This is a genomic window from Mesorhizobium sp. M0816 (assembly GCF_040320005.1).
Classification (GTDB): Bacteria; Pseudomonadota; Alphaproteobacteria; order Rhizobiales; family Rhizobiaceae; genus Mesorhizobium.
Map to the genome: position 1 here is coordinate 25,207 of NZ_JAMYOT010000006.1, position 26,473 is coordinate 51,679.

General features: G+C 63.4%; 23 protein-coding genes, 1 tRNA gene and 1 pseudogene. 16 read left to right on the forward strand and 9 right to left on the reverse strand.

Translation table 11 applies throughout. The features are described from left to right. Positions 1-11 precede the first annotated feature (11 nt). Positions 12-1,052 carry a PIN domain-containing protein gene (locus tag NKI17_RS10655; RefSeq protein ID WP_352905899.1) on the reverse strand — a complete coding sequence of 347 codons (1,041 nt, stop codon included), beginning with the start codon at positions 1,050-1,052 and terminating at the stop codon, positions 12-14. Positions 1,053-1,629: 577 nt separating this feature from the next. Here NKI17_RS10655 and NKI17_RS10660 point away from each other — a divergent pair. Together NKI17_RS10660 and NKI17_RS10665 are read left to right on the forward strand one after the other, a co-directional pair. Then, positions 1,630-4,005: a phospholipase D-like domain-containing protein gene (locus NKI17_RS10660; RefSeq protein WP_352905901.1), complete on the forward strand. Its 2,376-nt coding sequence runs from the start codon at positions 1,630-1,632 to the stop codon at positions 4,003-4,005. Beyond that, the gene (locus tag NKI17_RS10665; RefSeq protein ID WP_352905902.1) at positions 3,998-5,512 is read left to right on the forward strand and encodes a hypothetical protein; all 1,515 of its coding nucleotides are present in this window, start codon (positions 3,998-4,000) and stop codon (positions 5,510-5,512) included. Before NKI17_RS10660 ends, NKI17_RS10665 begins: the two co-directional genes overlap by 8 nt. A gap of 368 nt (positions 5,513-5,880) precedes the next feature. Here the strand turns inward: NKI17_RS10665 and NKI17_RS10670 are convergent, their stop codons facing one another. After that, positions 5,881-6,624 carry an SLATT domain-containing protein gene (locus tag NKI17_RS10670; RefSeq protein WP_352905904.1) on the reverse strand — a complete coding sequence of 248 codons (744 nt, stop codon included), beginning with the start codon at positions 6,622-6,624 and terminating at the stop codon, positions 5,881-5,883. Between the two features lie 309 nt (positions 6,625-6,933). Between NKI17_RS10670 and NKI17_RS10675 the strand changes: the two are divergent. After that, positions 6,934-7,080, forward strand: a pseudogene (locus tag NKI17_RS10675) (IS1595 family transposase); the annotation flags it as partial. A 293-nt stretch (positions 7,081-7,373) separates the two neighbouring features. Then, positions 7,374-7,508, forward strand: coding sequence for a hypothetical protein (locus NKI17_RS10680; RefSeq protein ID WP_352905905.1), 135 nt, complete (start codon positions 7,374-7,376; stop codon positions 7,506-7,508). Here NKI17_RS10680 and NKI17_RS10685 read toward each other — a convergent pair. Together NKI17_RS10685 and NKI17_RS10690 are read right to left on the reverse strand one after the other, a co-directional pair. Continuing rightward, entirely contained in the window at positions 7,502-8,812 is a 1,311-nt protein-coding gene (locus NKI17_RS10685) for a site-specific integrase (protein WP_352905906.1), read from the reverse strand. The genes NKI17_RS10680 and NKI17_RS10685 overlap by 7 nt on opposite strands. Before the next feature lie 150 nt (positions 8,813-8,962). Then, positions 8,963-9,052, reverse strand: a tRNA-Ser gene (locus NKI17_RS10690). A gap of 427 nt (positions 9,053-9,479) precedes the next feature. Here NKI17_RS10690 and NKI17_RS10695 point away from each other — a divergent pair. From NKI17_RS10695 to NKI17_RS10705, 3 genes are all read left to right on the forward strand, one after another. Then, entirely contained in the window at positions 9,480-9,803 is a 324-nt protein-coding gene (locus tag NKI17_RS10695; RefSeq protein ID WP_352568196.1) for a hypothetical protein, read from the forward strand. Positions 9,804-9,869: 66 nt separating this feature from the next. Further along, positions 9,870-10,532, forward strand: a complete 663-nt coding sequence (msrA, locus tag NKI17_RS10700) for a peptide-methionine (S)-S-oxide reductase MsrA (protein WP_352568194.1) — start codon at positions 9,870-9,872, stop codon at positions 10,530-10,532. Between the two features lie 215 nt (positions 10,533-10,747). Next, positions 10,748-11,737 carry a BMP family lipoprotein gene (locus tag NKI17_RS10705; RefSeq protein ID WP_352905907.1) on the forward strand — a complete coding sequence of 330 codons (990 nt, stop codon included), beginning with the start codon at positions 10,748-10,750 and terminating at the stop codon, positions 11,735-11,737. 85 nt (positions 11,738-11,822) lie between these two features. Here NKI17_RS10705 and NKI17_RS10710 read toward each other — a convergent pair whose 3' ends face one another. Continuing rightward, positions 11,823-12,032 carry a SlyX family protein gene (locus tag NKI17_RS10710; RefSeq protein ID WP_352568193.1) on the reverse strand — a complete coding sequence of 70 codons (210 nt, stop codon included), beginning with the start codon at positions 12,030-12,032 and terminating at the stop codon, positions 11,823-11,825. Between the two features lie 181 nt (positions 12,033-12,213). Here NKI17_RS10710 and NKI17_RS10715 point away from each other — a divergent pair, with 181 nt between their 5' ends. The 6 genes from NKI17_RS10715 to deoA are packed head-to-tail and all read left to right on the forward strand — an operon-like array spanning position 12,214 to position 18,388. Continuing rightward, entirely contained in the window at positions 12,214-13,746 is a 1,533-nt protein-coding gene (locus NKI17_RS10715) for an ABC transporter ATP-binding protein (protein WP_352454009.1), read from the forward strand. Then, the gene (locus NKI17_RS10720) at positions 13,743-14,882 is read left to right on the forward strand and encodes an ABC transporter permease (RefSeq protein WP_023675313.1); all 1,140 of its coding nucleotides are present in this window, start codon (positions 13,743-13,745) and stop codon (positions 14,880-14,882) included. Before NKI17_RS10715 ends, NKI17_RS10720 begins: the two co-directional genes overlap by 4 nt. Before the next feature lies 1 nt (position 14,883). Continuing rightward, complete coding sequence (locus NKI17_RS10725) at positions 14,884-15,855, forward strand: ABC transporter permease (protein WP_352568192.1); 972 nt, start codon at positions 14,884-14,886, stop codon at positions 15,853-15,855. Between the two features lie 6 nt (positions 15,856-15,861). Further along, positions 15,862-16,254 (forward strand): cytidine deaminase, encoded by a 393-nt coding sequence (gene cdd, locus NKI17_RS10730; protein ID WP_352568190.1) that lies wholly within the window; start codon positions 15,862-15,864, stop codon positions 16,252-16,254. After that, a complete protein-coding gene (locus NKI17_RS10735) occupies positions 16,251-17,069 on the forward strand; it encodes a purine-nucleoside phosphorylase (protein ID WP_352568189.1) in 819 nt (272 codons plus the stop codon). The genes cdd and NKI17_RS10735 overlap by 4 nt, the downstream gene beginning before the upstream one ends. Next, positions 17,069-18,388 (forward strand): thymidine phosphorylase, encoded by a 1,320-nt coding sequence (deoA, locus tag NKI17_RS10740; protein ID WP_352568188.1) that lies wholly within the window; start codon positions 17,069-17,071, stop codon positions 18,386-18,388. The genes NKI17_RS10735 and deoA overlap by 1 nt, the downstream gene beginning before the upstream one ends. A gap of 109 nt (positions 18,389-18,497) precedes the next feature. Here the strand turns inward: deoA and NKI17_RS10745 are convergent, their stop codons facing one another. From NKI17_RS10745 to NKI17_RS10755, 3 genes are all read right to left on the reverse strand, one after another. After that, positions 18,498-19,058 (reverse strand): TIGR02281 family clan AA aspartic protease, encoded by a 561-nt coding sequence (locus NKI17_RS10745; protein ID WP_352568187.1) that lies wholly within the window; start codon positions 19,056-19,058, stop codon positions 18,498-18,500. A 100-nt stretch (positions 19,059-19,158) separates the two neighbouring features. Continuing rightward, on the reverse strand, positions 19,159-19,788 hold the full coding sequence (gene upp, locus NKI17_RS10750; RefSeq protein WP_023675320.1) for a uracil phosphoribosyltransferase: 630 nt from the start codon (positions 19,786-19,788) through the stop codon (positions 19,159-19,161). 141 nt (positions 19,789-19,929) lie between these two features. After that, positions 19,930-20,904 carry an adenosine deaminase gene (locus tag NKI17_RS10755; protein WP_352454014.1) on the reverse strand — a complete coding sequence of 325 codons (975 nt, stop codon included), beginning with the start codon at positions 20,902-20,904 and terminating at the stop codon, positions 19,930-19,932. 167 nt (positions 20,905-21,071) lie between these two features. Between NKI17_RS10755 and ubiE the strand changes: the two genes are divergently transcribed. The 3 genes from ubiE to coaBC all read left to right on the forward strand — a co-directional run bounded on the left by ubiE (position 21,072) and on the right by coaBC (position 25,016). Then, positions 21,072-21,848 carry a bifunctional demethylmenaquinone methyltransferase/2-methoxy-6-polyprenyl-1,4-benzoquinol methylase UbiE gene (gene ubiE, locus NKI17_RS10760; RefSeq protein WP_352568186.1) on the forward strand — a complete coding sequence of 259 codons (777 nt, stop codon included), beginning with the start codon at positions 21,072-21,074 and terminating at the stop codon, positions 21,846-21,848. Positions 21,849-21,918: 70 nt separating this feature from the next. Continuing rightward, positions 21,919-23,493 carry a 2-polyprenylphenol 6-hydroxylase gene (ubiB, locus tag NKI17_RS10765; protein ID WP_352568185.1) on the forward strand — a complete coding sequence of 525 codons (1,575 nt, stop codon included), beginning with the start codon at positions 21,919-21,921 and terminating at the stop codon, positions 23,491-23,493. A 65-nt stretch (positions 23,494-23,558) separates the two neighbouring features. Further along, positions 23,559-25,016, forward strand: a complete 1,458-nt coding sequence (gene coaBC, locus NKI17_RS10770) for a bifunctional phosphopantothenoylcysteine decarboxylase/phosphopantothenate--cysteine ligase CoaBC (RefSeq protein ID WP_352568184.1) — start codon at positions 23,559-23,561, stop codon at positions 25,014-25,016. Here the strand turns inward: coaBC and NKI17_RS10775 are convergent. Then, the gene (locus tag NKI17_RS10775; protein WP_352633708.1) at positions 25,013-26,470 is read right to left on the reverse strand and encodes an MFS transporter; all 1,458 of its coding nucleotides are present in this window, start codon (positions 26,468-26,470) and stop codon (positions 25,013-25,015) included. The two genes, coaBC and NKI17_RS10775, sit on opposite strands and share 4 nt — an antisense overlap. Between the last annotated feature and the right edge of the window lie 3 nt (positions 26,471-26,473).

Sequence of the window (26,473 nt, forward strand, 5' to 3'; positions counted from 1 at the left end):
GTGTCGTCCCCCTACGTGTAAAGTTCGTCCCAGTCCTCGCCGAGAACCCAGCGGATCGCACTTAGTTTGCCGTTGACCATTCCCCACTCGAAGTCGGTCCATGGCCCGAGATTCTCCAGCCCGACCTCTTCCTCGGTTTTCCGCGCCGCCTCCAGCGCGCCTTCCCATATGCTGTCGACGATGACCCCGTTGTTGCGGTCGCGCGGCTTGGCGGCCTCCCATTGCTTCTTGGTGACGACCTTCGTGTCTCCGCGCTCCACTCGTGTGCGCAGTCCCCAGTGGCGGTTATACCAGACCTGACGCTCCAGCAGGCGCGCTGCCTCGATGAGCTCCGACAGTCTCCGCGGCTCCTCCGTCCACGCGAACTCCTCGTCAACGAACTCGAGCCACCCCGGATGTTCCGCTCTCAGAAGGTCGCCCAGCGATGTCCAATACGTTGAGTGCGGGCCGTCGAAAAGGGCGGCGATGTCGGGGTGGGGGCTGCGCTGGTCGCCGTTCGGGTCGCTGAAGTCCTTGGTGTTGTGTGTCACGAAGGCGACGCGTTGCCCCTTGGCTTTGGCGGCCTTCGCCAGATCGACGTAGGTCTCAACAAGGATCGCGTCGCCGACGCTGTTCTTCGAACGGTGATAGGGCGCCAGTCCCGCGACCGCGCGCTCAGTCACCCGCTGCTTGATAGCTTTCGTGGTCTGTTTGCTCAGCCCCGCGGACAGCAGCCCCTCGATCCACGCGATGGAGCTGTTGACGGCCTCGCCCTTCATGGCGATGCGCTGATCGACTTCGTTAAGGGAGTGCAGCGTCTCCTTCTTGTAGTCGTCCTCCGCGAAGCGGTCGACGGCCTCCTTGACGAGCCGGAAGTGCGCCTGCAGGCTGCGCTGCGCGTCTTGGACGACGCGTTCCTTATTGCGCGCGAATTCCTCCTTGATGACGTCCGGCACAACGAAGTCGATTTCGCGCGCATCGAACAGCTCCTTCGCCGCCTGGATTAAGGTTTGCTGCCTGTAATCCTTTGCGAGGTCGAGCCACACGCACGTATCAACGAGAACCCTGATCATCGAATCCTACCCTCCGCCCGCGCAGCGTAGGCGCCTGGCGTCGTTGACGAAAGGACTCGTTCCCAGCGTCGGTTTGGTGCCTGCTTCTCGGTTCCGGCGACTCCGTGCAATATGTTTCCCTGCGCGTGAATGGGGGAAAGCGCCATGGCGGACGGGGATCACTACGTGTCACCGCGGGACCTGACGTCGGCTTCTGAGATTTCGAGTCTTGAACCTGCCGGTCCGCTTTCGACCCAAGTCGGTCGTGGGCCCATCCCAGCCGCAACCAAAAAGCGGACATACGAGCTAGCAGGCAACCCACGACGGCCGCGTGGGCATTGCCGTAGATCTTTTGGCGGCCATGAGCTTCCCGCAGAAGCATCACTCTGCGGTCCGTGTTCTCGCCGTGCAGTCGGGTGGGGGGCGCGGCATTGGAAGCAACACACCTCAGCCATGCCGGCTCGACCACAGTTTCCGAGGATGGCCCGACTACCAAGATAAGCAATGGTGCTGCTACCTGCAGAGGTATCTCAGATACGCTTTTCTTAAGCCTATCGATGCTACGAAGTCCGGCTGACAGGTGCCAGGGGGACGGAACTTGGGGTTCAAGCCTACCGAAATCGCAGGAATCCAGCCGTGGCGGAAGGCGGTCTTCACCACCTACGCGCTCAGTCTGTCGTTCTTCGAATCCGTCGTTCTCGATGCACTCGTGCGGGGCCGCAGCCAGGAGGCGCTGATCCTCGCTGACGTTGAAGGAATCCGATCCGGACTGAGCGAGCAGGGAGCGCAGCGCGCGGGCCGCGACTACGAGATCGAACCCGTTTCCGTCAGCAACGGGGTCTTTCACCCCAAGGTCTCCGCGTTCGTATCCGACGACGACTGCCATCTCATCGTCGGATCGGGCAACCTCACCTTCAGCGGATGGGGCCGCAATCTTGAGACTGCCGAGCACCTTCATCCCTCGTTTGCAGCCGATGCCTTCCACGGGGCCGCGCGGTTCTTTGAACTGCTCGGCGGTCAGCGGGGAATTACTCACGGGGCGCAGGAAGCGTGCGCGTCCCTCGCACAGGATCTCTCGCGCGCGGCAGGCCGCGGACGCGGGGATGGTTCGGTGCGCTTCCTGCACAGCCTCGAAGGAGGCATCGCCCAGTCCATGGAAGACATCGCCGGAGAACTCGGCGGCGCAACCCGGCTCACGGTCGCCGCGCCCTTCTGGGACGGCGGCGCAGCGGTCGACGACCTCTGCAGTCGGCTGAAGCTGGAGGAAGTGCACGTTCACGCGCATGCGGGAGGTACGGTGCGGGGCACGGCAGGGGCCAACTGGCCGTTCGGCGCGAAGTCCCGGGTCGTTGCCGTGGCGGCAGAACCTTTTATGGAGACGGCAAACAGGAAGCTGCACGCCAAGGCATTCGAAGTGGCCTGCAGAAACGGCAGGCTTATCATCTCTGGAAGCGCGAACGCCTCCGGAGCGGCCCTGACCGGTTTCAACGTCGAGGCCTGCGTGGCGCGCGTGCAGCGCGGCTCGACGGTCAGCTGGCATCTTGTCCCCGCCGCAGTGCCGCTTCCCGTTCTCCCTTTGGAAAACGAAGCAGACGACGATGGCCCGCCGCCCGGCGTGCTGCGCGCATCCGTAACTGGCGACGCAATCACGGGACGCGTGCTCTCGCCCAGGATGAAAGGGCCTGCCCAGCTCCTTCATTATGGTCCCGCAGGATGGAAGCCGCTCGCCCATGCCTTCCTCGACGATGACGGGAGCTTCAACGTCGCGATCCCCGGCTTCGAGGCCGCGTCGCTGCGAGGCGGGCGCGTCGTGTTCAGGGTCGAGGCGGGACAGAGCGCCGCGGAAGGGTTTGCATCTCTCTCGGCCATTACGGGCCTGAGACGGTTCGCGGGAAAGGCTGCGGCCAGTCTCATGGCTATTCTTGGCGGCACCGAAACGCCAGACGACTTCCGCGTGCTACTAGAATGGGCGCACGACAATCCCGGCTTCCTCCGGCCCGAGATCGCCGGAGGCGGAGGGAGCGCGGCACCTAAGCCGACAGGGCCTTCCATGATCCTGACATCGGATCTGCGGAGCACGGGCGGCTCGGCAACGGCGATGCCGGGCGGCGGGGAAGCCGGCCGGGGCTGGGCACGGTTCGTAGATGCGCTCCTGTCCGCGCTTAAAGAGCGCCGCGGTCCGATCGGACGCGATGACAACGAAGACGAACCCGAGCCGGGCGACGGCCGGAAGAAGCCGAAGACCGGAAAGGCCGACGGCGGAGCCAATCGGGATCCCCTCGAAGTCCTGGATAAGGTGCTCGAGGCCATGCTTGCGAAGGGAACCAGCCGCGAGACGGCGCTCAGGGCGATGACCCTGGTGGCCTATGCATGTGACAGACTTACCAACCGGGTAACCGCAGGCAAGGCCGAACAGTGGCTGAAGCGGGTGGTGGATGCCTACTGCGCGGCTGCCGTGGAAGGACCTCTGGACGAAGAGGCCGCATCGGCGATCCTCGCCCTGTGCGGACCTGATCCGTCCCCGGACGCAGCGCGCGCGGCGCGCCAGCGCATCATGAGGACCGGAGGCGACCTCGACGGAGACTGCTGCCCTCCCGCAAAGCCAGCGGAACCGTTCATCGCCGCGATGGGGCGTGAGGCCTCCTACGAAGCGGCCTGGGCCAGGATCGTAGAGATCAGGACTTGGCGCGAGCAGGCAGGGGCATACGCCGCTGCACTGGCACACGGCATCCCCCGCGACGGATATGCCGAACTGCTCGGCTCGTGTCCCTCGGAATCGCAGCTGATGGCAGACGCTTTCGCATCCGAAACGGCTCGGCGCCGCGTTTACATAATGAGCGGCACGGGATCGTGCTGCAACCGCCGCATGACGCTCCCCAAGATCGAGCAGGGAAGGCTAAGAAGCCTTGGCGTGGCCCGATCGGCCAACTGCTGCCAGAAAGTTCTCGTTCTGCCGGAGGGTGTCGATGGCTAAGCGGACAATGGCCGAAATCCTGTCCGAGGCGAGCGCGGCGGATGGACCCAGCGTCGTCGACGACACGCAGATCGCGCATTCCTCGGTAGATCCGTGCGGCCTGCGACAGACGAACTTCGACTTGATGAACATGGTGGCTGACGGCCTAAACAACGTAGCGAGACACGTCAGGCCGTTCGCCTTCGTCTCCTGGGCGTGGCGGCGCGCGCTGAGGCTCGCCAAGGCCGAGGGCAGGCCGGACACCGACGCAACGGTCCTCGAAGACTTCGTGGCGCGCTGCGAGGTCATCTTCACCTGGTCGATCTTCATCTCGGGAACCCAGACGGATCTTCCAGGACGGCAGGCCATGGCGCAGCTGCTTGGCGCGCAGAAGATGGACTTCCACGGAGCGGCGTGGAAAGCCTTCCGGGAAGGTCGCGCGGACAGCACGGCTCTCTCCGCCGCAGTGAATTACGGACCGGGCCTCAAGTCTCTGGGCTGGCTCGGACGCAACGACGTGAACGCGAAGGTTCTCGTGCCGCCAACCGACGTCGACGCGGCTCTCGATGCATTCGAAGCCAGGATTGCCGACCGCCTCGGCCATCCTGCATTTTCGGGTTTCGGCCCGGCGACGGTCACGAGAGAAGAAGCACTTGAATGGGCGCAGGCATGGATGCCCGACGAACTGACGGAAGAAGAACGCAGACATGCAGCGAGAACCCTGACTGGCGACCTTGCTACGGAGACCCGGGCCGAAGGCATGAAGCTCCTTCTGCACGCTGCCGCCCGCCGTGAACTGGGTTCGACCGAAGCGGTGAGGTCGGCTCTCGCCGGGGAAGACCCCGGCTTCGAAGTCCCCGAGGGGTTGGAGAGAGCGGCGGCGCGGTGGCGACGGCTCCAATACAGGCAGCTGTTCCGCTACGCCGTAGAGTCGCTGCTCGCATGGACGCTGGACAGGCTGGCCCAGTCGGACGGCCCGCTAGGCACCCCCGCACTGGTCTCGGCCTTCCTCGCCGAAGCCGCAATCGACGGGGCCGGACCTGCATCCGATTGGCTGGACGGAACGGACCCTACAACGCCACCATCGTCCGCGACGGCGGCTATCGCCGACGCGCTACGCAGCCAGACAAGGGAAGGCCTCGCGGCCGCGATCGCGCAAGCGCTCGCCCTGTGCATCGCCCACTCGCCGCACGACCCGGAAACCTTCGACCGGGAAGACCGCCTGCCGCTGCGAAGGGCGGGCAGGGAAGGTAACGCCCGCCGGCATGCGCAGGCGCGTGAACTCGTCCGTCACGCGATCGAGACATGGGCGATAGCGCAGCACGTCTACTGGGCGGTAGGAAGAGGACTGCAGGACGCGCGCGGCGGCGGCAAGACGATCCTGCGCCTCAAGCTGGTGATGGAAGAGGGTGGCTGGACGGCGCTACCGGGCAGGAGCAGACTCACTCCCGCGCCCACTCCGGACAGGATAGAAACGGCTATCTCCCTGGCCGCAGAGTGCGGCCTGCTTCCGGAGGTGGCGGCCTGACCTCGTCCTCCACGCCAAGCACGGGTCCTCGCAAATTGCACCCCATCTGCTTGACCGCGTCGTCAAAGTCGACGGATTCTGTTCGAACACCTTTGCGTCTGTTGCTTCCGACTCGACCAAGCCTCAGCGAAGTCATGAAGGACAGGACCTCGTCAGCCAGCCCTAAGCCGAAGGCCTTCCAGTCCAGATCTTCCGCGATGACGGAGCCGCTGGAAGCAAGTCGGCGGGGGCCTCTTGCGTCTTCGAGCAATGACCTTCGCTGATGTTGGCCCTGGCCGGCGCGGCGGCGCAGGCGGCAACAACACGATGGCGACCCTGCCCAAACAGACTGCCGTAGTCGGGTTTTGCGGGCTTCGCAGGCTTTGATTCTATGACGAAGCTGAATCCACCTTGAACGATGCCTCGCCATCCTCAATACCCTTCTTAGCCTTTTCGTAAGCTGACTTCGGGATTTGGGGACTTGCCTTATTCAAATCGTCCTTTTCGGCGACCAGCGACCGGATCTGACTCGTCAGACCCTCGTCGGTCGCATCCGCAGCCCAGCAGTCTATGGACCAAAACATACGTGCGGCGTTGTTGAGCCTGTCATAGGCGTGAGCAGCCGCAAGGTGGGCGGCCTCTTTTTCGTTGGGGTTAAGAAAGGTTGTGATGCCTGAGAGAACTGGGACGAAAATTGAGAAGATTACCGCTGCAGCAGCGACAAAGGGATATTGCTCGGCGGTCTTGGTGAAGGCGACCAGTGCGGAAATGACGACAGTGGGAATACCCAACCAAAGGTCATTTCGGGAGATGCTTGGGGTTGTTGTGTAAGTCTTGAGCAGCGTTCTCTTGACAAAATCGAGGAGCGCCGGAGGCCCACCGTTCTGTCCGTTGTACCAATGGAAGTACTTGTTTTCGAGCACACAAAAGATATCGATATCCGCTTCTTTCAGCGGGCAAATCATCGTGTGGCGAGCGTATGAGCCGGTCAAAAAGGTATCGTTGACCTGCATTCCAGCCTGTATCACATCACGAACACCGGATTGCCGCGTCGATACTGTTTCAGACTGTAGACCCGTGATCTCAAGGTTGGACTTGAGCTGAACAAAGCTCTGTTGAACGGTGGTAGCCATATTCCGCCAAAACACCCCAGCAATGGAACATGTGTAACTCGAAACAACCCCACTGCAATGGGCTTGCTGGATCGACTCCCTTATTTCTTTCCCTAGGCGGCAAATCTAGCCCGTCCCCTTGGAATTGCCGGGAACCCTTCTACGCTTCATCCGAGGCCACCCGCAACCTGGAGCCTCGTCCTGAATATGCAACCGCTTGGGGTCGCGCCCCTGATCAGCGGATGATCGCCGAAGCGGAGGCTGTGGCCGACCGACCCCAGCATAAGAAGCTTGTCACACATAGCTTTGGGCATCGCGCCTCCGCCCAACCATGCCGCCGGTGAATATGCCCGCCGCGAAGGCAATGTGGTTGTTCACTCCAATAGGGTTGAAGGCGTGTTTTCTGTGTTCAAGCGCGGAATGGCCCGCGACAAGCGCCTGACCTATCGGCGGATTGGTGAAGCCGGTCACGCTTAAGCAAAAGGCGCGAAACCTGCTCTCCAAACGCAAGAAAAGGTGATTGTGAAATACCGGGCATGGCGCGGGATTCAGCTTGCAGAGTCTGTTCTTTATCCGTTCCATTGAAAAGCCGCGGTGATTCGCAGTCACCGCGGCTTGATGCAACCCAGCCAGGCGCTACAGGCTGCTGGCCCTTCCCGGTCTTATGATCGGGAGGGGTTTTCAGCACGCGGCGCAAAACCTGGTCGCCCTTTCCTGGTTTTTGGGGGTTTGACATCGTCTATGGTGGCGCGGGCGCAATGACACCATCAATGGCGGGCCATCGACCTCACTACCTGCCGATCTTCGAACGCCTTGAAACCGAGGTTGCCGCCGCAGAAGCCGAGCTAATCAACGACCCGATCGCGAAGGCGAGGGCGATCGCAGCCGCCCGGCGTCATCAGTAGGCAATAGTCGCTAGAAGCTCCGCCACATGTTCTAGCGTGCCCCCATCACCGTATCGCTGCCGACCCCCAAGGCTGTGGCCCATTAGATCGCGCCGAATGCGCTCATCCACTTTAGAGGCAAGCAGGCGATCCTCGAAAGAATGGCGCAGGCCATAGAGCGTGTGTTCCTCGGTCTCCAGTAAACCATTTTCCCGAAGGAACTTGTTCACGGTGTCGCTGATCTTGTCCTTGAATCGATAGGTCGGAAAGCCTTCTGGGAATTTCCGGAGTGCCTCCAGACTGATCCCTACGAGAGGGATGACACGCCTCGATGGCTTGTTCTTGGTCTTTTTCCCTTCGGCTTTGATTTCGAAGTGCGGAACGTTGTGGTCAAGGCGGATATGATGCGGGAGCAGGCCAACGATTTCAGAGGGCCGTGCCCCAGTGTTCACCATGACATGAACAACGGCGCGGGCTTCATCGTTCAACCCGTCCAATGCACCCGGCGCTAAAATCTTATCCTTGATCCAGCTTTCCGAGAATGGCGGCCGTTTGTTGTCGTCGTCATCATCCTCTTTGAACGTGAGCCTACCGAACGGGAATACGATCCGAAGGCGCTTCTTTTCCTCAACCAACCGCAAGGTGTTTTCGACGAAGCCGATGTCCTTGTTGGCGCTTCCCGGCGACATGTCCTCTTTCTCAATCCGCTTGTTCCACCAGTCACGGAAATCAAGCATGTGGTCCCGGGTGATCTCGGCAATGGGTTTATTTCCGACCACCGCAATGAAATTTTTGATGGCCTTGATACGTGGGTTCTTCCAACGCCGCACTTGATCTTTGCTCATCCCGCGAGTCTTTTCGGCCGCGTATTCCCAATACAGTTCCAGTGCCCGGCTGACGTTAATAGCCGGCTCCTTAGCGCCGCCTAGCAGGGCCATGGCCTCCAACCTGTCTGGCTCGCCATTCGGCTTGGTGACGGCCTCGACGCGATCCAGAAACTCATGCCGTGGCAGTTTCGCCACTTCATGCGCCGGCAACCAGCGATAGTTTCGCGCCTTTGCCAATGCCTGTGCGGATGCGAATGCCTTCTCCGCGTCAGTGGTATCGCCATCCAGTTTGGCTTCCCATGCCGCGATAAGTTTGTCCCAGACGCCGGGCGCTTTCTGTTGCGCCGAGGTCTCGGAGTCGGTGTTGAGATTGACCCATATCTCGGCCCTCGTCTCGACCACTCGATACCGGATGGGGACGTGCCGCACCATATAAATTATGCCGCCCTTGCCGCGCCTTTTGAGCTTGATCTGTTTCCCCATTTCACCCAATCCCATCGCCCGACGCCTCAAATCCAAGTTCTCCGCCAGAAACCATAGCAGATTCCAGAGCAAATTCCAGAGCAAATTGGGAAATTGTTGCCCGATGCCTCGGTAAAATTAGTGAGGAAATCCAACGAGTTAGGTGAAGATTTAAGAGGTAAAATGTGGCGGAGAGAGCGGGATTCGAACCCGCGTTACGGTTTCCCGTAAACACACTTTCCAGGCGTGCGCCTTCAACCACTCGGCCACCTCTCCGTCCTTTTAGCATTTTCGACGCGGCCGGTTTCGCCGCGCGGGTTGGGGAGATGCATCTCCTTTGGGATTCCGGCCGGAATTCCGGCCGTGGGCGCCGTCAACCAGCGGATACCCTTTCCCCGCACCCGAGCCGTCAAAGCAACAGGCGCGGGGCTCATCTAGTCGATCCGGTGCCGAATGCCAAGACATAACGGCAGTCTATTCGCTTTGCCGGATAGGGATGCTCAGCCCATGTTATCGGAGCACCCGTTGGGAGCCTATCGAAACGATCCGCGGAGGTGTGCTTGCCGTCCGGCGCGCCACCGGTTCCGGCGAACCGGCGGTCGCGGGTTCAACTTCACGTGTCGCGATTGCGGATAAAGCGCGCAGGTCCTATTTAACAGTCCGACACGACATTCTGATAAACTCCTGGGGAGGAAGGGTCCGGATGTTCCGCTTCGTCTTTCGTTTCGCTGCAATGGTCGCGCTTTCGGTTTCGGTCATCATGGCCGTGCTCGATGCGACCCGCTCGGTGGCGGCTTCGGCGCTGGTGATGACCCCGCTCAACGCCAGCTGGCTCGCTGTCTCGCCGGATACGCGCAGCGCCTTCGAAAGCTTCGTCCGCGATAAGATCAACCCGCTGCTGTGGGACGGTGCCATCGCCTGGGTGCTCAGTCAGCCCGGCTTTGCCGTGTTCGCGGTGCTGGCGTTCATTCTTTATGCCATCGGTTACAGGCGGCAGCGCCCCAGCGGGCGGTTCGCCGCAACCTGACATTTCCAGCCTGACCCGGTGTTCCCGTACCAGGAAGGCTCAACCAAGAAGAAAAGGAAGCCACACATGTTTCTCAGCGACATGCTGAACAAGAAGCTCAACCTGCCGAAACCCTCCGAGGCGTTGCCCGGCCGCGACCGGCCGATCCCGACGGCATCGAAGCACTTTGTCTCGAACAGGCCGCTCAAGGGTCCTTATCCCGAAGGGATGGAAACGGCGATGTTCGGGCTGGGCTGCTTCTGGGGCGCCGAGCGCCTGTTCTGGCAAGTCGAGGGCGTCTGGGTCACGGCGGCCGGCTATGCCGGCGGCGTCACGCCCAACCCGACCTATCAGGAAACCTGCACGGGGCTCACCGGCCATGCCGAAGTCGTGCTCGTCGTCTACGACCCCAAGATCGTGTCCTATGCCGAGCTCTTGAAGCTGTTCTGGGAAAGCCACGACCCGACGCAAGGCATGCGCCAGGGCAATGATGTCGGCACCACCTACCGCTCGGCGATCTATACGTTCAACGACGCGCAGTACCAGGCGGCGCTCGCCTCGCGCGATGCCTACGAGGGTTCGCTGCGCGGCGCCGGACGCGGCAAGATCACCACGGAGATCGCGCCGGCGCCGGAATTCTACTTCGCCGAGGAAGACCACCAGCAATATCTGGCGAAGAACCCCTACGGCTATTGCGGCCTGCAGGGAACCGGCGTCTCCTGCGCCATTCCGGCCGCCGTCTCCGCCTGATTTTATGCCCCTGACGCAAGGAATATGCTGTGGCGCCGCGATGCGGCGCCATGCTTTTCCAAAGGGTCAAAATTCCACGTGAATTTTGTTTCGGGCCGTGCCAGATTGACCCGAAGCGGGAGGAAGACACTCCTGCCCGACGCCGTATGCCTGCCGGAGAACCGGGCCGGCATGCGGTGCATAATGGACAAATAACCGACAGGGGTGTGGATCACATGAAACGTATCGTTCTCGGCCTTATGGCCGCAGCTGCAATGGTTCTTCCGGCCTTCGCCGCGGACATTCAACCCGCGATCCTCTATGATCTCGGCGGCAAGTTCGACAAATCGTTCAACGAGGCGTCGTTCAACGGCGCTGAAAAGTTCAAGACCGAGACCGGCATCCCCTATGTGGAATTCGAGGTCAGCAACGCCACCCAGCGCGAGCAGGCGCTACGCCGTTTCGCCGAGGACGGTCGCAACCCCATCGTCATGGCGGGCTTCTCGTGGGCTGACGCGCTTGACAGGATCGCCACCGAGTTCCCCGACACCAAATTCGCCATCATCGACATGGTCGTCGACAAGCCCAATGTCCGCTCGCTGGTCTATAAGGAGCAGGAAGGCTCCTACCTCGTCGGCGTGATGGCGGCGATGGCTTCCAAGACCAAGAAGGTCGGCTTCGTCGGCGGCATGGACATTCCGCTGATCCGCAGGTTCGGCTGCGGCTATGTCGGCGGCGCAAAGGCGGCCGGCGCCACCGACGTCATCCAGAACATGACCGGCGATACGCCGGCAGCCTGGAACGATCCGGCCAAGGGCGGCGAGATCGCCAAGACGCAGATCGACCAGGGCGCCGACGTGGTCTACGCGGCGGCAGGCGGCACCGGTGTCGGCGTGCTGCAGGCAGCGGCCGACGCCGGCAAGCTCGGCATCGGCGTCGATTCCAACCAGAACGGCCTGCAGCCCGGCAAGGTGCTGACCTCCATGGTCAAGCGCGTCGACGTTGCCGTCTACAACACCTTCATGGATGCCAAGGACGGCAAATTCACGGCCGGCGTTAACGATCTCGGCCTCAAGGAAGGCGGCGTCGACTACGCCATGGACGACAACAACAAGGCGCTTGTCGACGATGCAATGAAGGCGGCGGTCGAAAAAGCCAAGGCCGACATCATCGCCGGCACCATCAAGGTGCACGACTATATGTCGGACAATGCCTGCCCGTATTGATCGATTGCCGTTATTGATCGACTGGTACTGCTGAACTGACGAGCCGCCGGGTGAAAGCCCGGCGGTTTTGTCTTGTCGGCCCGCCTCACCAGTGCGGCGGCTTTGTCACCGGCACGTCGGGTGCGGCCTGTTCCTCCAGCGCCAGGAAGCGCTCGGTCAGCGCGTCGAGCTTGCGCTGCATGCGCTCGATCACCTTCCACTGCTCGGCGATCTGGCCGGACAGTTCCTCGATGGTCTTCTCCTGCTCGGCGGCGCGGATTTCCAGCGTCGTCAGCCGGTCCTCGGGCATGGTCATTTGAAATCCTCGATCAGGCGATTGTGCAGGCTGCGGCCACGTTGGAAATTGACAAGCATGGCGGGATTTGTCGAGAGTGAACCCTGCTCCGGCCAATTGGTACGGACCCAATTGGCACAGACTGGGCGTCATGCTAGGCGTTTGACCAAGCGGTAAAAAAATAACAGTGGGAACAGGCTGCATGGCGCAAGCCGCAATCGAGCTGATCGGCATCGACAAGAGCTTTGGCGCCGTGCGCGCCAACCGCGACATCAATCTGGAGATTATGCGCGGCACTATCCATGGCATCGTCGGCGAAAACGGCGCCGGCAAGTCGACGCTGATGTCGATCCTCTATGGTTTCTACCAGGCCGATTCCGGCGAAATCCGTGTCGGTGGGCAGCCGGCATCGATCAAGACACCGAACGATGCGATCGCGCTCGGCATCGGCATGGTGCATCAGCATTTCATGCTGGTCGACAATTTCTCGGTGCTGGAAAACGTCATTCTCGGCGCCGAAAGCGATGCGCTGCTGAAGAAGAGCATCGCCAAGGCGCGTTCCGAGCTGGAGCGGCTCGAGCGCGAATACGGGCTCGAAGTCGATCCGGACGCCATCATCGAGGAGTTGCCGGTCGGCCTGCAGCAACGCGTCGAAATCCTCAAGGCGCTCTATCGCGGCGCCGAGATCCTGATCCTCGACGAGCCGACAGGCGTGCTGACGCCGGCCGAGGCCGACCACCTGTTCCGCATCCTCAGGCAGCTGAAGGAGCAGGGCAAGACGATCGTGCTGATCACCCATAAGCTGCGCGAGATCATGGCGATCACCGACACCGTCTCGGTGATGCGCCAGGGCACGATGGTGGCGACCAGGGAGACCAAGAAGACCACGGTCGAGGAACTGGCCGAGCTGATGGTCGGCCGGCGCGTGCTGCTGCGCGTCGAGAAGGGCGAGGCGAAGGCCGGCGGCGTCAAGCTCGCGATCAAGAACCTGACGGTGAAGGATTCCCGCGGCGTCACCATGGTCGACGACGTCTCTTTCGATGTCCATGCCGGCGAGATCGTCGGCATTGCCGGCGTCGCCGGCAACGGGCAGTCCGAATTGCTCGAGGCGATTTCCGGCATCAGGCATGCCGTTTCGGGCTCGGTCATGCTCGACGGCAAGCCGATCGACCTCACCGGCGCCGCCGACCCTGGCGAGCTGCGCGAGCGCGGCCTTGCCCATGTGCCGGAGGACCGCCATCATGTCGGGCTGGTGCTGGCCTTCGAGGAGAACGAGAATTCGATCCTCGGCTACCAGGACGACGAGCGCTATCTGAAGGGGCCGTTCCTTGACATTGACGCCATCCGTAACGATGCCCGGGACAAGATCGTCAAATATGATATCCGCCCGACGGACTGCCGCCTCAAGACCGCCAATTTCTCCGGCGGCAACCAGCAGAAGATCGTGCTTGCGCGGGAAATGGAACAAGATCCCGGCGTGTTGATCGTCGGCCAGCCGACGCGCGGCGTCGATGTCGGAGCCATCGAATTCATCCACAAGCGCCTCATCGCCATGCGCGACCAGGGCAAGGCGGTGCTGGTGGTTTCGGTCGAGCTCGACGAGATACGCTCGCTGTCCGACCGCATCCTGGTGATGTTTGCCGGCCGCATCGTCGGCGAACGCGGCCCCGACGCGACCGAGGGCGAGCTCGGCCTGCTGATGGCCGGCGTCGAGCAGCGCGAGGCGGCGGAATGAGCACTCCCTATGCCAAGCTGCCGGCCTGGGCCGACTACGTCCTGATCCCGCTGATCAACCTGTTCGTCGCCTTCGTCGTTGCCGGCTTCGTCGTCATATTGGTTGGCGAGAACCCACTGCGCGCAGCCGTCGTCCTGGTCGAGGGTGCCTTCGGCCGCGGCCAAGGCATCGCGTTCACGCTTTTCTATGCCACCACCTTCATCTTCAGCGGGCTTTCGGTGGCGGTTGCGGCGCATTGCGGCCTGTTCAACATCGGTGGCGAGGGCCAGGGCTATATCGCCGGTCTCGGCATTGGCATTGTTTGCCTGGCCTTCGACAGCGTGCTGCCTTGGTGGCTGACCTTCCCGATCGCCATTATCGCCGCCGCGGCGATGGGCGCGCTGTGGGCGCTGATCCCGGCCTATCTGCAGGCCAAGCGCGGCTCGCACATCGTCATCACCACCATCATGTTCAATTTCATCGCCGCCAGCGTCATGGTCCGTGCGCTGGTCGGGTACTTGAAGCCCCCCGCCTCGATGGCACCGCAGACGCGCACCTTCCTCGAAGGCGCGCAACTGCCGAAGCTCAACTGGGTCATCGAATTGTTCGGCGCCAAAATCCGTTCGGCGCCATTCAACGTCAGTTCCCTGCTGGCGCTAGCCATGGCCTTCCTGGTGTGGGTGCTGATCTGGCGCACCAAGCTCGGCTACGAGATGCGCACCTATGGCCACAGCCCGAAAGCGGCGCGCTATGCCGGCATTTCGGAGATCCGCATCATCATCATCGCGATGATGATCTCGGGCGCGCTAGCCGGCATGATGGCGCTCAACCCGACGATGGGCGACCAGCACAATGTCGCACTCGAATTCGTTTCGGGCGCCGGTTTCGTCGGCATCGCGGTGGCGCTGATGGGCCGCCTGCATCCGGTCGGCATCGTCATGGCGGCAATATTGTTCGGCATGCTCTACCAGGGCGGCGCCGAACTCGCCTTCGAGATGCCGGCGATCAGCCGCGACATGATCGTTATCATCCAGGGCCTCGTCATCCTGTTCGCCGGCGCGCTCGAGCATATGTTCCGGCCCTACGTCCAGGCGTTGTTCGCCTCGCTCAGCCCGAAATCGGTCGGCATGGAAGCGGTCAAGGGGAAGGGCGCCTGAGATGGATTTCTTCAACGCCATCGTACAGGTCCTGGACTCGACCATCCGCCTGTCGGTGCCCTTGCTGCTCGCCTGTCTCGCCGGCCTCTACTCGGAGCGGGCCGGCGTCTTCGACATCGGGCTCGAGGGCAAGATGCTTGTCGGCGCCTTCGCCGGTGCGGCCGCCGCCTCGGTCTTCCACTCGGCCTATCTCGGCCTCGGCGTGGCCATCCTCATCTCGGTTGCCTTCGCGCTGATCCACGGCTTTGCCTCGATCACCCATCGCGGCAACCAGATCGTCTCGGGTGTCGCGATCAATTTCATTGCCGCCGGATCGACGATCATGCTCGGCCAGGCCTGGTTCCAGCAAGGCGGGCGCACGCCGGCGCTGGCCGCCGGCGAGCGCTTCGAGGCAATCATCTGGCCGGGCGCGGAGGCGTTCAGGAGCGTGCCGATCCTCGGGCCGATCTATTCGGAACTCATCTCCGGCCATTCCGTGCTGGTCTATCTCGCCTTCCTGGCCGTGCCGTTCACCTGGTGGGTGCTGTTCCGCACCCGCTTCGGCTTGCGCCTGCGCGCCGTCGGCGAGAACCCGGCGGCGGTCGATACCGCCGGCATATCGGTCGCCTGGCTGCGCTACCGCGCCCTGATCTGCACCGGCGTCCTCACCGGCATTGCCGGCGCCTATCTGTCGATGGTGCAGAATGGCGGCTTCGTGAAGGACATGACCGCCGGCAAGGGCTATATCGCGCTGGCCGCGCTGATCTTCGCCAAATGGAAACCGGTCAACGCCATGTTTGCCTGCCTGCTGTTTGGCTTCCTCGACGCGGCGTCGATCCGCCTGCAAGGCACGCCGCTGCCGCTGATCGGCAAGGTGCCGGTGCAATTCATGCAGGCGCTGCCCTATGTGCTGACCGTCATCCTGCTTGCAGGCTTCATCGGCAAGGCAATCCCGCCGCGCGCCGGCGGCGTGCCGTATGTCAAGGAACGCTGATCTATCATGGCTCATGATCTGTTCGATGCGGCGAAAGCCGCCATGGCCAAGGCCTATGCGCCCTATTCGAAATTTCCGGTCGGCGCGGCGTTGCGCACCGAGGACGGCCGTGTCTTCACCGGCGCCAATGTCGAGATCGCGTCCTATCCGGAGGGCTGGTGCGCCGAAACCACCGCGCTCGGCCACTACGTCATGGGCGGCGGCGGCAAGATCACGGAAATCGCCGTGATCGCCGAACGCGTGGCAAAATGCTCGCCCTGCGGCGGCTGCCGGCAGCGGCTGGCGGAATTCTGCCGGCCGGAGACGAAATTCTATCTCTGCGATGATAGCGGCGTGGTTGAGACCGTGACCATGGGCGAGTTGCTGCCATACGGGTTTGAAGGCGATGTGCTGAAATGAAGGAAGCGCTCGATCACCTCGTCGAAAGGCTGGACGGGCTGGCGCCGACCACCGCCTTGGTGCTGGGGTCAGGGCTTGGCGGGCTTGTCGACCAGGTCGAGGATGCGGTGCGCATCTCCTACGCCGACTTGCCGGGGTTTCCCCGAAGCGGAGTCAGCGGCCATGCCGGCGAGGTGGTGGCGGGGCTCTTTGCCGGCACGCCGGTGCTGATGCTGTCCGGCCGGGCGCATTATTACGAGCACGGCAACGCGGCGGCGATGCGGCCGGCACTCGAGGTGCTCGCCGGCCTCGGCATCTCCAGGCTGATCCTCACCAACGCCGCCGGTTCGGTCGATCCCGGGATGGGCCCGGGCTCGGTGATGCTGATCACCGATCACATCAATTTCTCGGGCTCCAACCCGCTGATCGGCGAACCGAGCGACCGCCGTTTCGTCGGCCTGACCGAAGCCTACGACGCCGCTCTCCGCTCCGCCATCGAGCAGGCGGCGAAGGCCACCGGTACCACGCTGCACAAGGGCGTCTATATGTGGTTCTCCGGCCCATGCTTCGAGACGCCCGCCGAGATCCGCATGGCGCGCGTCATGGGCGCCAACGCGGTCGGCATGTCGACGGTGCCGGAGGTCATTCTCGCCCGCTTCCTTGGGCTGCGCGTCGCCGCGTGTTCGGTCGTGACCAACCTTGCCGCCGGCATGACCGGAGCCGAGCTGTCGCACCAGGAGACCAAGGACATGGCGCCGGTCGGCGGCGCGCGGCTGGCGACCATTCTGCAGCGTGTTTTTCAGGACGGGCTTCCGGAGCACAAGGTCGACGCCTGATGCTTCCACAGGAAATCATCCGCCGCAAGCGCGATGGCCAGAAGCTCTCGGCTGAGGAGACAGCGTTCTTCATCGAGGGTCTGACCGCCGGCACAGTCACCGACGCGCAGGTCGGCGCCTTTGCCATGGCGGTGTTCTTCAACGGCATGAGCCGCGACGAGGCGGTGGCGCTGACTATGGCGATGCGCGATTCCGGCGATGTGCTCGACTGGTCGGATCTGCCCGGCCCGGTCACCGACAAGCATTCGACGGGCGGCGTCGGCGACAACGTCTCCTTGATGCTGGCGCCGATCGTCGCTGCCTGCGGCGCCTATGTGCCGATGATTTCCGGCAGGGGTCTCGGCCATACCGGCGGCACGCTGGACAAGATGGATGCCATCCCCGGCTATATCAGCCAGCCGGATGTTGCGCGCTTCCGCAAGACCGTGCTCGAAACCGGCTGCGCCATCATCGGCCAGACCGCCGATCTGGCACCCGCCGACGCCAGGCTCTACGCGATCCGCGATGTGACGGGAACGGTGGAATCGGTGCCGCTGATCACCGCCTCGATCCTGTCGAAGAAGCTGGCGGCCGGCCTTGGTTCGCTGGTGCTCGATGTCAAGGTCGGCAACGGCGCCTTCATGGAGAAATCGCGCGACGCAACCGCACTGGCCAACAGCCTGGTCGACGTCGCCAATGGCGCCGGCCTTAAGGCCTCGGCGCTGGTCACCGGCATGAACGAGCCGCTGGCGTCCGCCGCCGGCAATGCGGTCGAGGTGCGCAACGCCGTCGATTTTCTCACCGGCCGCTTTCGCGACCGGCGGCTGGAGGACGTGACGCTGGCGCTGGCCGCCGAGATGCTGCAATCGGCAGGCCTGGTGTCGTCCAACCAGGACGGCCTGCGCCGCGCCGCCGAAACGCTGGCCGGCGGCCGCGCCGCTGCCGTCTTCGCGCGCATGGTGGCGGCACTGGGTGGTCCCGTCGACTTTGTCGACAATCCGGAAAAATATTTGCCGAAAGCGGCAACGGAATTCGCGGTCAAGGCGAGCGCGAACGGCTTTGTCACCGGCATCGCGACCCGCGAGATCGGGCTTGCCGTGGTCGGGCTTGGCGGCGGGCGGACGCGGCCCGACGACAGGATCGATCACGCCGTCGGCATCACCAGGCTGTTGCCGGTCGGTGCTGAAGTGCGGGCCGGCGAAGCGCTGGCGCTGGTCCATGCCCGTAATACCGGGGATGCCGAAGCGGCCGCGGCCGCCGTGCTTTCGGCCTATATGATCGGCACTTCCAGACCGGCCACGGAGAAAACCGTCATCCGGCGGATCCTGCCGCGCGGGTAGAGCCATTCCGATGGTATCGGATGGGCTCTATCGTTCTTTGGACCACGATCTTGTCCGAAAACCGGTCCCCACTTTTCGCTGGCGCGGACCTGCGGTTCGGGATCACGTTCTACTGAACCAGCAGCAGCTTGCCGTCTTCGACCTGGTATTTTTCGAGCCGCTGCAGAAAGCTCATGCCGATCAGGTTGGTGTGCAGCGCCCTGTCGTCGAGCACGACGGCCTCGACGCCCTCGACGGTGATCTTGCCGATCTGCAGGCGATCAATCGTCACCACGGCGGCCTTGATCGCACCATTGGCGGTGTTGACCTGATGGCTGAAGTCCGTCGAATTGAGCGAGATGCCGATCCTGCGCGCAGTCGAGGTGTTGATGGCGACGAGCGTGGCACCGGTATCGATCATGCCGTCGATCTGGCGGCCGTTCAACTTGAAGACCGACATGAAATGCCCGCGCGAGTCCGCGGTGACGACGACCTTGCGGCCGAGCGGCTGCGGCGTTGTGGGCCTGTCCGGGACGGCGGCGAGATTCAGGTCGGTTTGTGTGTCGGCCGGCCTGGCTCCGATGGCGGATTTCAACAGCCGCTCGATTACCTGTGAATTGGACTGATACACGATCGGCAGCGATGCCGACGTTCCGGCAAACACGCCAAGGATGAGGAGCTTGCGCAGCATGGACCGGCCTTTGTGGTTGCCGATCCTTAGTCCGACATGGTGATTGCCGCTTTAACGAGTGCGGAAACCAGCCGTTTGCGTAAACAATCGGTAAACGGATCTATTTGGTGCCGTACATGCGGTCGCCGGCATCGCCGAGACCCGGCATGATGTAGCCCTTTTCGTTGAGCTGGCGGTCGATGGAAGCGGTGAAGACCGGAACATCGGGATGCGCCTGGGTAAACCGCTCGAGGCCCTCTGGTGCCGCCAGCAGGCAGAGGAAGCGGATGTTGGTGGCACCGCGGCCTTTCAGCTTGTCGATCGCCGCGATCGCCGAATTGGCGGTCGCCAGCATCGGATCGACGACGATCACCAGCCGGTCGGCGAGGTCGCCCGGCGCCTTAAAGAAATACTCGACCGCTTCCAGCGTCTCGTGGTCGCGATAGAGGCCGATATGGGCGACACGCGCCGCCGGCACCAGATCGAGCAGGCCTTCGAGCAAGCCGTTGCCGGCGCGCAGCACCGAGGCGAAGACCAGTTTTTTGCCCTCCAGCGTCGGCGCCTCCATCGTTTCGATCGGCGTCTCGATCGTCGTCGTCGTCAGTTCCAGGTTGCGGGTGACCTCGTAGCCGAGCAGCAGCGAGATCTCGCGCAGCAGCCGCCGGAAGCCGGCCGTCGAGGTTTCCTTCTTGCGCATGATGGTCAGCTTGTGCTGGACAAGCGGATGGTCGACGACGGTGACGCCCTTCATGGTGTTCTCCAACTGCGCAGGTGAATAGTGGATGGTGAATGGTGAATAGTGAATAGTGAACTGGTTTGCGAGTCCTTGGTTGCGCGGAAAGCTCGCGGTTGACGAACCGAAGCGCCGGGTGAACCATTCACCATTCACCATTCACCTGCCCTTGGCGCCGAGTCTGCCCAGCAGCACCGCCCTGGTCTTCCTGTCGACGAAGGCTGCCTCGATGGCCGTCCTGGTGACGGCGGTGAGCGCCTTGTCGTCCATCGCAAAATGCTCGGCAGCGATGTCGTATTCGCGTTTCAGCGAGGTCCAGAAATAGGGCGGGTCATCGGAGTTGAGCGTCACCTTGCAGCCCGCTGCCCGCAAGGCGGGGAAGGGATGGTCGGCGAAGCTGTCGAAGATTTTCAGGGCGATGTTGGAGCCAGGGCAGCATTCGAGCACGACGCCTTCGTCGGCGATGCGCCGCACAAGCTCGGGGTTCTCGATGGCGCGCACGCCATGGCCGATGCGAGACGGGCGGATGTGGTCGAGTGCCGCCTCGACGCTCTCCCAGCCCATCAATTCGCCGGCATGGACGGTGATGCCGAGGCCGGCCTCGCGGGCGATCTCGAAGGCCCTGACATAATCTTCCAGGTCGCCTATCCGCTCGTCGCCGGCGACGCCGAAACCGGTGACCAGCGGATGCCCGCAGCGCGCGGCGAAACGCGCCGCCCGCTCGATCGATTCGACACCGAAATTGCGCACGCCGGTGACGATCATGCGGCCTTCGATGCCGGTCTTCGCCTTGGCGCGGGCCATGCCTTCGCCGAGCGCGTCGGTATAGGCCTTCGGCGACAGCCCGGCCTTGCTGGCATGGTCGGGCGAGGTGAAAACCTCGGAATAGATGGCGCCGTCGCGGGCGAGGCTGGTCAGGTAATGGTCGGCCAGCCGCGCATAGTCTTCTTCGGTGCGGAACAGGTCCGACGAGAAGTCGTAGGCGGCGAGGAAAGAGGTGAAGTCGTGCCAGACGAAGGAGCCGTCCTGGATGTAGGGCGAGGCATCCTTGCCGTATTTCTCAGCCTGGCGGAGGACGAGCTCAGGCGCCGCTGCCCCTTCGATGTGGCAGTGCAGTTCTGCTTTCAAAGGCATTCAATTATCCCGTCAGGCTTTTTCTTATGACGCAAGTTCCTGTCGAAAAACCGTGTGACACTTTTCCGGAACCTGCTTCGAAGCGCGGCCGAACACCGCGCCTTAAACAATAGCGCCCGCACCATCGATCGGCTATGGTCCCGCCGATTTTATGGCGGATCAAGACGATGTCGGTTGAAAGAACCACTGCTGCGGGCGGCATGGAAACCTCCTATGGTTTCAAGCGGGTAGGGCCAGGCGACAAGCAGTCTCTGGTCAATGATGTTTTCCACAAGGTGGCGAACCGCTACGACCTGATGAACGACCTGATGTCGGCCGGGTTGCATCGGTTGTGGAAGGACGCCATGGTCGCCTGGCTCAATCCACCGAAGCGGCCGGGCTGGAGCGTTCTCGACGTTGCCGGCGGCACCGGCGATGTCGCCTTCCGCATCGTCGAGGCGAGCGGCAGGCACGCTCATGCAACGGTTCTCGATATCAACGGCTCGATGCTCGCCGTCGGCCGCGACCGGGCCGAGAAAAAGGGCCTGTCGGCAAATACCGATTTCGTCGAAGCCAATGCCGAGGAACTGCCTTTTGCCGACGCTACTTTCGACGCCTACACCATCGCTTTCGGCATCCGCAACGTGCCGCGCATCGATGTGGCGCTTGCCGAAGCCTATCGCGTGCTGAAGCCTGGCGGGCGCTTTCTCTGCCTTGAATTCTCCGAGGTCGAGATGCCGCTGCTCGACAAGGTCTATGAAGCATGGTCGTTCAACGCCATTCCGCGGATCGGCAAGGCGGTGACCGGCGATGGCGAGCCATATTCCTATCTGGTCGAATCGATCCGCAAATTTCCCAATCAGCAGAATTTCGCGGCGATGATTTCGCGCGCGGGCTTCGAGCGCGCCTCGTTCCGCAACTACTCCGGCGGCATCGCCGCGCTCCACTCGGGCTGGAAGCTTTGAGGCTGGCCCGTATCTTTCGTACTCAATGTGCTCTTCGCCGGTCTCGGAAATCGGCGGGGCAAAGCCAGCCATGAGCAGCATCGGCGCTGGTTTCAGGCTCGTACGGGCCGGCTGGGTGCTGGTCCGCGAGGGTGTCATCGCGGCTTTGCCCGGTGACGAGCTCTTCGGCTTGCCGAAATTCGGCTGGCGCATGGCCCGGCTGTTCACCCGCCGTCGCGCGCTTGCCTATGAGCGCGGCGACAGGCTGGCCAAGGCGGTCGTGCGGCTCGGCCCGTCCTACGTCAAGCTCGGCCAGTTCCTGGCGACACGGCCGGATGTCGTCGGAAACGATATCGCGCTTGATCTCGCCATGCTGCAGGACAAGATGGAGACGTTTGCGAAGGCCGAGGCCGTTGCAGCGATAGAAGCCTCGCTCGGACGCAAGATCGAGGAGCTCTATGTCAGTTTCGGCGAGGCCGTCGCCGCCGCCTCGATCGCCCAGGTTCATACCGCCGAAGCCCTGCAGGACGGCGTCATTACCCGGGTAGCAGTAAAGGTCATCCGGCCGGGCGTGCGCCGCCGCTTCTTTCGCGATCTCGAGAGCTATTTCCTCGCCGCCCGGCTGCAGGAAAAATACATCCCGTCGTCGCGCCGGCTGCGGCCGGTCGAGGTGACCGAGACACTGGCCCAGACGACCAAAATCGAAATGGATTTGAGGCTGGAGGCGGCGGCTTTTTCGGAGCTCGGCGAGAATACCAAGGACGATCCCGGCTTCCGTGTGCCGTCGGTCGACTGGGAGCGCACCGGTCGTGACGTGCTGACCATGGAATGGGTCGACGGCATCAAGATGAACGATGTTGCCGGCCTTGCCGCCGCCGGCCACGACCTGAAGGCGATTGCCGCCAACCTCGTTCAGTCGTTTCTGCGCCATACGCTGCGTGACGGTTTCTTCCACGCCGACATGCACCCGGGCAACCTGTTTATAGAGGCCGACGGCACCATCGTCGCCGTCGATCTCGGCATTGCCGGCCGGCTCGGCAGGAAGGAGCGCCGGTTCCTCGCCGAAATCCTCTACGGCTTCATCACGCGCGATTACCAGCGCGTCGCCGAAGTTCATTTCGAGGCCGGCTACGTGCCGCGCCAGCACAATGTCGCGGCTTTCGCCCAGGCGATCCGGGCGATCGGCGAACCGATCCACGGCCAGCCGGCCGAGACCATCTCGATGGCCAAGCTGTTGACGCTGCTGTTCGAGGTGACCGACCTCTTCGACATGGCGACGCGGTCCGAGCTGGTGCTGCTGCAGAAGACCATGGTCGTTGTCGAAGGCGTCGCCCGCACCCTCGACCCGGCCTTCAACATGTGGAAGACGTCGGAGCCGGTGGTGAGCGGCTGGATTGCCCGCAATCTCGGCCCGCGCGCCCTGCTGGCCGATGCGCGCGACGGTGCCAACGCGCTGCTGGCGCTGGCCCGTCAGGCGCCGGACCTCGCAGCCCGTACCGAGCGGCTGTCGCGCGAAATCGACTTGATGGCCGAAAACGGCCTGCGCTTCGACGAGGGGACGGCGGACGCGATCGGCAAAGCCGAGGCGCGCCACACCCGCTCCGGCCGGCTGGCGCTGTGGGTGATCGCGCTGACGCTGGTGTATATCGCCTGGCGTATATTCTAGCGCTTGTTGCAAAGTGATTGCATTGCTATCATTGCACTCAGCAATTCCGGGCAAGGTGCAATCAGATGGCCAGCATCACGATCCGCAACCTTGATGACGAGGTCAAGGACCTGCTGCGCCGACTGGCGGCGGAGAATGGCCGGTCGATGGAAGACCAAGCGCGGGTGATGATCCGCGCAGCGGTCGAAGGTCAGTTCGGTTCGGCCGGTCGCATCGACCAGATCGAGAAAACACTGCGCGAACTGACGAGTTCGCAGAGTCCGGCAACGTCGGTGGTCGCCGTCTCCAGCCCGCGAGGCATCCTCTCCGGCAAGCGCATCCTGCTGATCATCGGCGGCGGCATCGCCGCCTACAAGGCGCTCGACCTGATCCGCCGGCTGCGCGAGCGCGGTGCGGCAGTGCGGGTGGTGATGACCGCGGCGGCGCAGGAGTTCGTCACTACGCTGTCGGCCGGGGCGCTGTCCGCCGACCATGTTTTCACCGAACTGTTCGATCGGCAGGACGAGCACGACATCGGCCATATCAGGCTGTCGCGCGAGGCCGACCTTTTGGTCGTGGCGCCGGCCACCGCCGACCTGATGGCAAAGCTCGCCAACGGCCACGCCAACGACCTTGCCTCGACGGTGCTCATCGCCACCGACAAGGAGGTTTTGATGGCGCCGGCGATGAACCCGAAAATGTGGGCGCATCCGGCGGTCCGCCGCAACCGCGCGATGCTGGGCAAGGACGGCGTCGCATTCGTCGGCCCGGCGAAAGGCGAGATGGCCGAAAGCAACGAGGTGGGCGAGGGCCGCATGGCCGAGCCGCTGAAGATCGTCACCGCGATCGAGGCGCTGCTCGACAGCCGGCCAAAGCCGCTGGCAGGCAGGAGGATCATCGTCACTTCCGGACCGACGCATGAACCGATCGACCCGGTGCGCTACATCGCCAACCGCTCGTCGGGCAAGCAGGGCCACGCCATCGCGGCGGCGCTGGCCAGGCTCGGCGCCGACGTGCGTCTCGTCTCCGGCCCGGTCGGCATTGCCGATCCGGCCGGCGTCGCCACGCTGCACGTCGAAACCGCCGTCGAGATGAAGGACGCGGTCGAGCAGTTGCTGCCGGCCGACGCGGCGGTGTTCGTCGCGGCTGTCGCCGACTGGCGCACTCAAAGTTCGGCCGGGGAAAAGATCAAGAAGATGGCGGGCGAGGGGCCGCCCTCGCTGCAGATGGTGGAAAATCCCGATATTCTTGCCGGTGTCGGGCACCACAAAAAGCGGCCGATGCTGGTGGTCGGTTTCGCCGCGGAGACGCAGGATCTGGTCAGGAATGCCGAGGCCAAGCTCGCAAAAAAGGGCGCCGATCTTATCGTCGCCAATGATGTCTCGCATGAAGATGGTTCCCCGGGCGTGATGGGCGGCGACCGCAACAAGGTGCGAATCGTCTCGAAGGCCGGCGTCGAGGAATGGCCGGAGATGAGCAAGGACGAGGTGGCGACGCGGCTCGCGGCACTAATCGCCGACCGGCTGAAGACGGTCGTTGTCTAGTCAATCTCCCCCACGGAGATTGACAGCTTCGCCGGCTTCGTGTCGGTCGTCCCCGAAATCCGCAGGGCGGCGAGGCATCCCAGGATGCCGAGCGGTATGAAGGCGAGGAACAGCCAGGCGGCGACGTTCGCCGCGGCCTCGCGGTTCAGGCCTTCGGAAAAGCCGCTGGCGTTGGCGACGATGCCGGTCAGTGCCGCACCCACGGCATAACCGATGCGCTGCATGGTCGGCACAGCGGCCGAGGCGATCGTCTGCTCGCCTTCCTTGGCCGATGCCACGATCACACGCGTGACGAACGGCCAGGCGATGCCGAAACCGCCGCCTTGCAGCAAGGCACAAAGCAGGATCAACGGGATAGAGCCGGCCGGCACCGTATAGGCGAAACCGGCGACGCCCGTGGCGATCATCAGCGCCCCGCCGACGATGATCAGCCGCTCTCGCTCTGGCGGCGCATTGGCGACGAGGATCGACAGGATCGACCAGGCGATCGATTCGGCGGCGATGATGTAGCCGGTGGTCAGGATCGGAATGCCTTGCAGGCTGGTCAGAAGCAGCGGCCCGTAGACCGCGAACGAGCAGGTCGCCACCGAAAACGCCGCGACCATGGTCATGCCCGCGCCGACCGGCGAGCGCCATGAGAACAGCCGCGACGGGAACAGGCGCGAGCGCGGCTTCAGTGCGTCGATATAGATAAACAGCGCCAGGCCGATCAGGCCGAGGGTGAGCAGCAGCGACGAGCGCAGCAGGGCGATGTCGACGCCGGCAGTGGCAATCAGCACGACGCTGCCGGCGAGGCAGCCAAGTGCCGCAAAGGGGAAGGGCGGCGCCGAGCCGCCCTTCGCCTGCGGCCTCGTTGCTTCAGGCGTATCGAGCACGAGGAAGCTTGCCAGCGCCATGGCCGTGCCGCCGAGGGTGAAGACGCCGAAGGCCCAGCGCCAGGACGAGAATTCGGTCATGACGGCGCCGAGCACCGGCCCGCTGAAGGCGGCGACACCCCAGATCGCCGACATGACGCCGAAAAGCTGCGGCCAGATCGCGCGGGCAAACAGCCGCTCGACCGAGACGAAGGCCAGCGACACCAGCGCGCCGCCACCGAGCCCTTCGATCAGGCGGCCGCAGAGGAACAGCGGCATCGAAGGCGCGGTGGCGCAGACCAGCGCGCCGACGGCATAGAGCATTGCGGCGACCATCATGTTGGTACGCAGCGCGACATAGCTCACCAGCCGTCCGGCGGCCGCACCGGCAACGATGGCGCCGAACTCGTAGATCGCCAGCGACCAGCCGACCAGTTGCACGCCGGCGAGGTCGCCGACCATGGCCGGCATGACCGTTGCTACCATGGTTTCGTTGGTGGCGTGCAGCAGGATGCCGAGGCCGATAAAGCAGAAGCGCGCCAGGTCGCCGCTCGCCCACAGCGCGCGCCAATCGACCCCGTTTGTGCTTGTTTTGGTCATCCA

Excerpts from the sequence above, each read along its gene's own strand:
- NKI17_RS10655 (WP_352905899.1), bottom strand. The coding sequence starts at position 1,052 with ATGATCAGGGTTCTCGTTGATACGTGCGTGTGGCTCGACCTCGCAAAG.
- NKI17_RS10665 (WP_352905902.1), top strand. The coding sequence starts at position 3,998 with ATGGCTAAGCGGACAATGGCCGAAATCCTGTCCGAGGCGAGCGCGGCG.
- NKI17_RS10670 (WP_352905904.1), bottom strand. The coding sequence starts at position 6,624 with ATGGCTACCACCGTTCAACAGAGCTTTGTTCAGCTCAAGTCCAACCTT.
- NKI17_RS10680 (WP_352905905.1), top strand. The coding sequence starts at position 7,374 with ATGGCGGGCCATCGACCTCACTACCTGCCGATCTTCGAACGCCTTGAA.
- NKI17_RS10685 (WP_352905906.1), bottom strand. The coding sequence starts at position 8,812 with ATGGGATTGGGTGAAATGGGGAAACAGATCAAGCTCAAAAGGCGCGGC.
- NKI17_RS10695 (WP_352568196.1), top strand. The coding sequence starts at position 9,480 with ATGTTCCGCTTCGTCTTTCGTTTCGCTGCAATGGTCGCGCTTTCGGTT.
- msrA (WP_352568194.1), top strand. The coding sequence starts at position 9,870 with ATGTTTCTCAGCGACATGCTGAACAAGAAGCTCAACCTGCCGAAACCC.
- NKI17_RS10705 (WP_352905907.1), top strand. The coding sequence starts at position 10,748 with ATGAAACGTATCGTTCTCGGCCTTATGGCCGCAGCTGCAATGGTTCTT.
- NKI17_RS10710 (WP_352568193.1), bottom strand. The coding sequence starts at position 12,032 with ATGACCATGCCCGAGGACCGGCTGACGACGCTGGAAATCCGCGCCGCC.
- NKI17_RS10715 (WP_352454009.1), top strand. The coding sequence starts at position 12,214 with ATGGCGCAAGCCGCAATCGAGCTGATCGGCATCGACAAGAGCTTTGGC.
- NKI17_RS10720 (WP_023675313.1), top strand. The coding sequence starts at position 13,743 with ATGAGCACTCCCTATGCCAAGCTGCCGGCCTGGGCCGACTACGTCCTG.
- NKI17_RS10725 (WP_352568192.1), top strand. The coding sequence starts at position 14,884 with ATGGATTTCTTCAACGCCATCGTACAGGTCCTGGACTCGACCATCCGC.
- cdd (WP_352568190.1), top strand. The coding sequence starts at position 15,862 with ATGGCTCATGATCTGTTCGATGCGGCGAAAGCCGCCATGGCCAAGGCC.
- NKI17_RS10735 (WP_352568189.1), top strand. The coding sequence starts at position 16,251 with ATGAAGGAAGCGCTCGATCACCTCGTCGAAAGGCTGGACGGGCTGGCG.
- deoA (WP_352568188.1), top strand. The coding sequence starts at position 17,069 with ATGCTTCCACAGGAAATCATCCGCCGCAAGCGCGATGGCCAGAAGCTC.
- NKI17_RS10745 (WP_352568187.1), bottom strand. The coding sequence starts at position 19,058 with ATGCTGCGCAAGCTCCTCATCCTTGGCGTGTTTGCCGGAACGTCGGCA.
- upp (WP_023675320.1), bottom strand. The coding sequence starts at position 19,788 with ATGAAGGGCGTCACCGTCGTCGACCATCCGCTTGTCCAGCACAAGCTG.
- NKI17_RS10755 (WP_352454014.1), bottom strand. The coding sequence starts at position 20,904 with ATGCCTTTGAAAGCAGAACTGCACTGCCACATCGAAGGGGCAGCGGCG.
- ubiE (WP_352568186.1), top strand. The coding sequence starts at position 21,072 with ATGTCGGTTGAAAGAACCACTGCTGCGGGCGGCATGGAAACCTCCTAT.
- ubiB (WP_352568185.1), top strand. The coding sequence starts at position 21,919 with ATGAGCAGCATCGGCGCTGGTTTCAGGCTCGTACGGGCCGGCTGGGTG.
- coaBC (WP_352568184.1), top strand. The coding sequence starts at position 23,559 with ATGGCCAGCATCACGATCCGCAACCTTGATGACGAGGTCAAGGACCTG.
- NKI17_RS10775 (WP_352633708.1), bottom strand. The coding sequence starts at position 26,470 with ATGACCAAAACAAGCACAAACGGGGTCGATTGGCGCGCGCTGTGGGCG.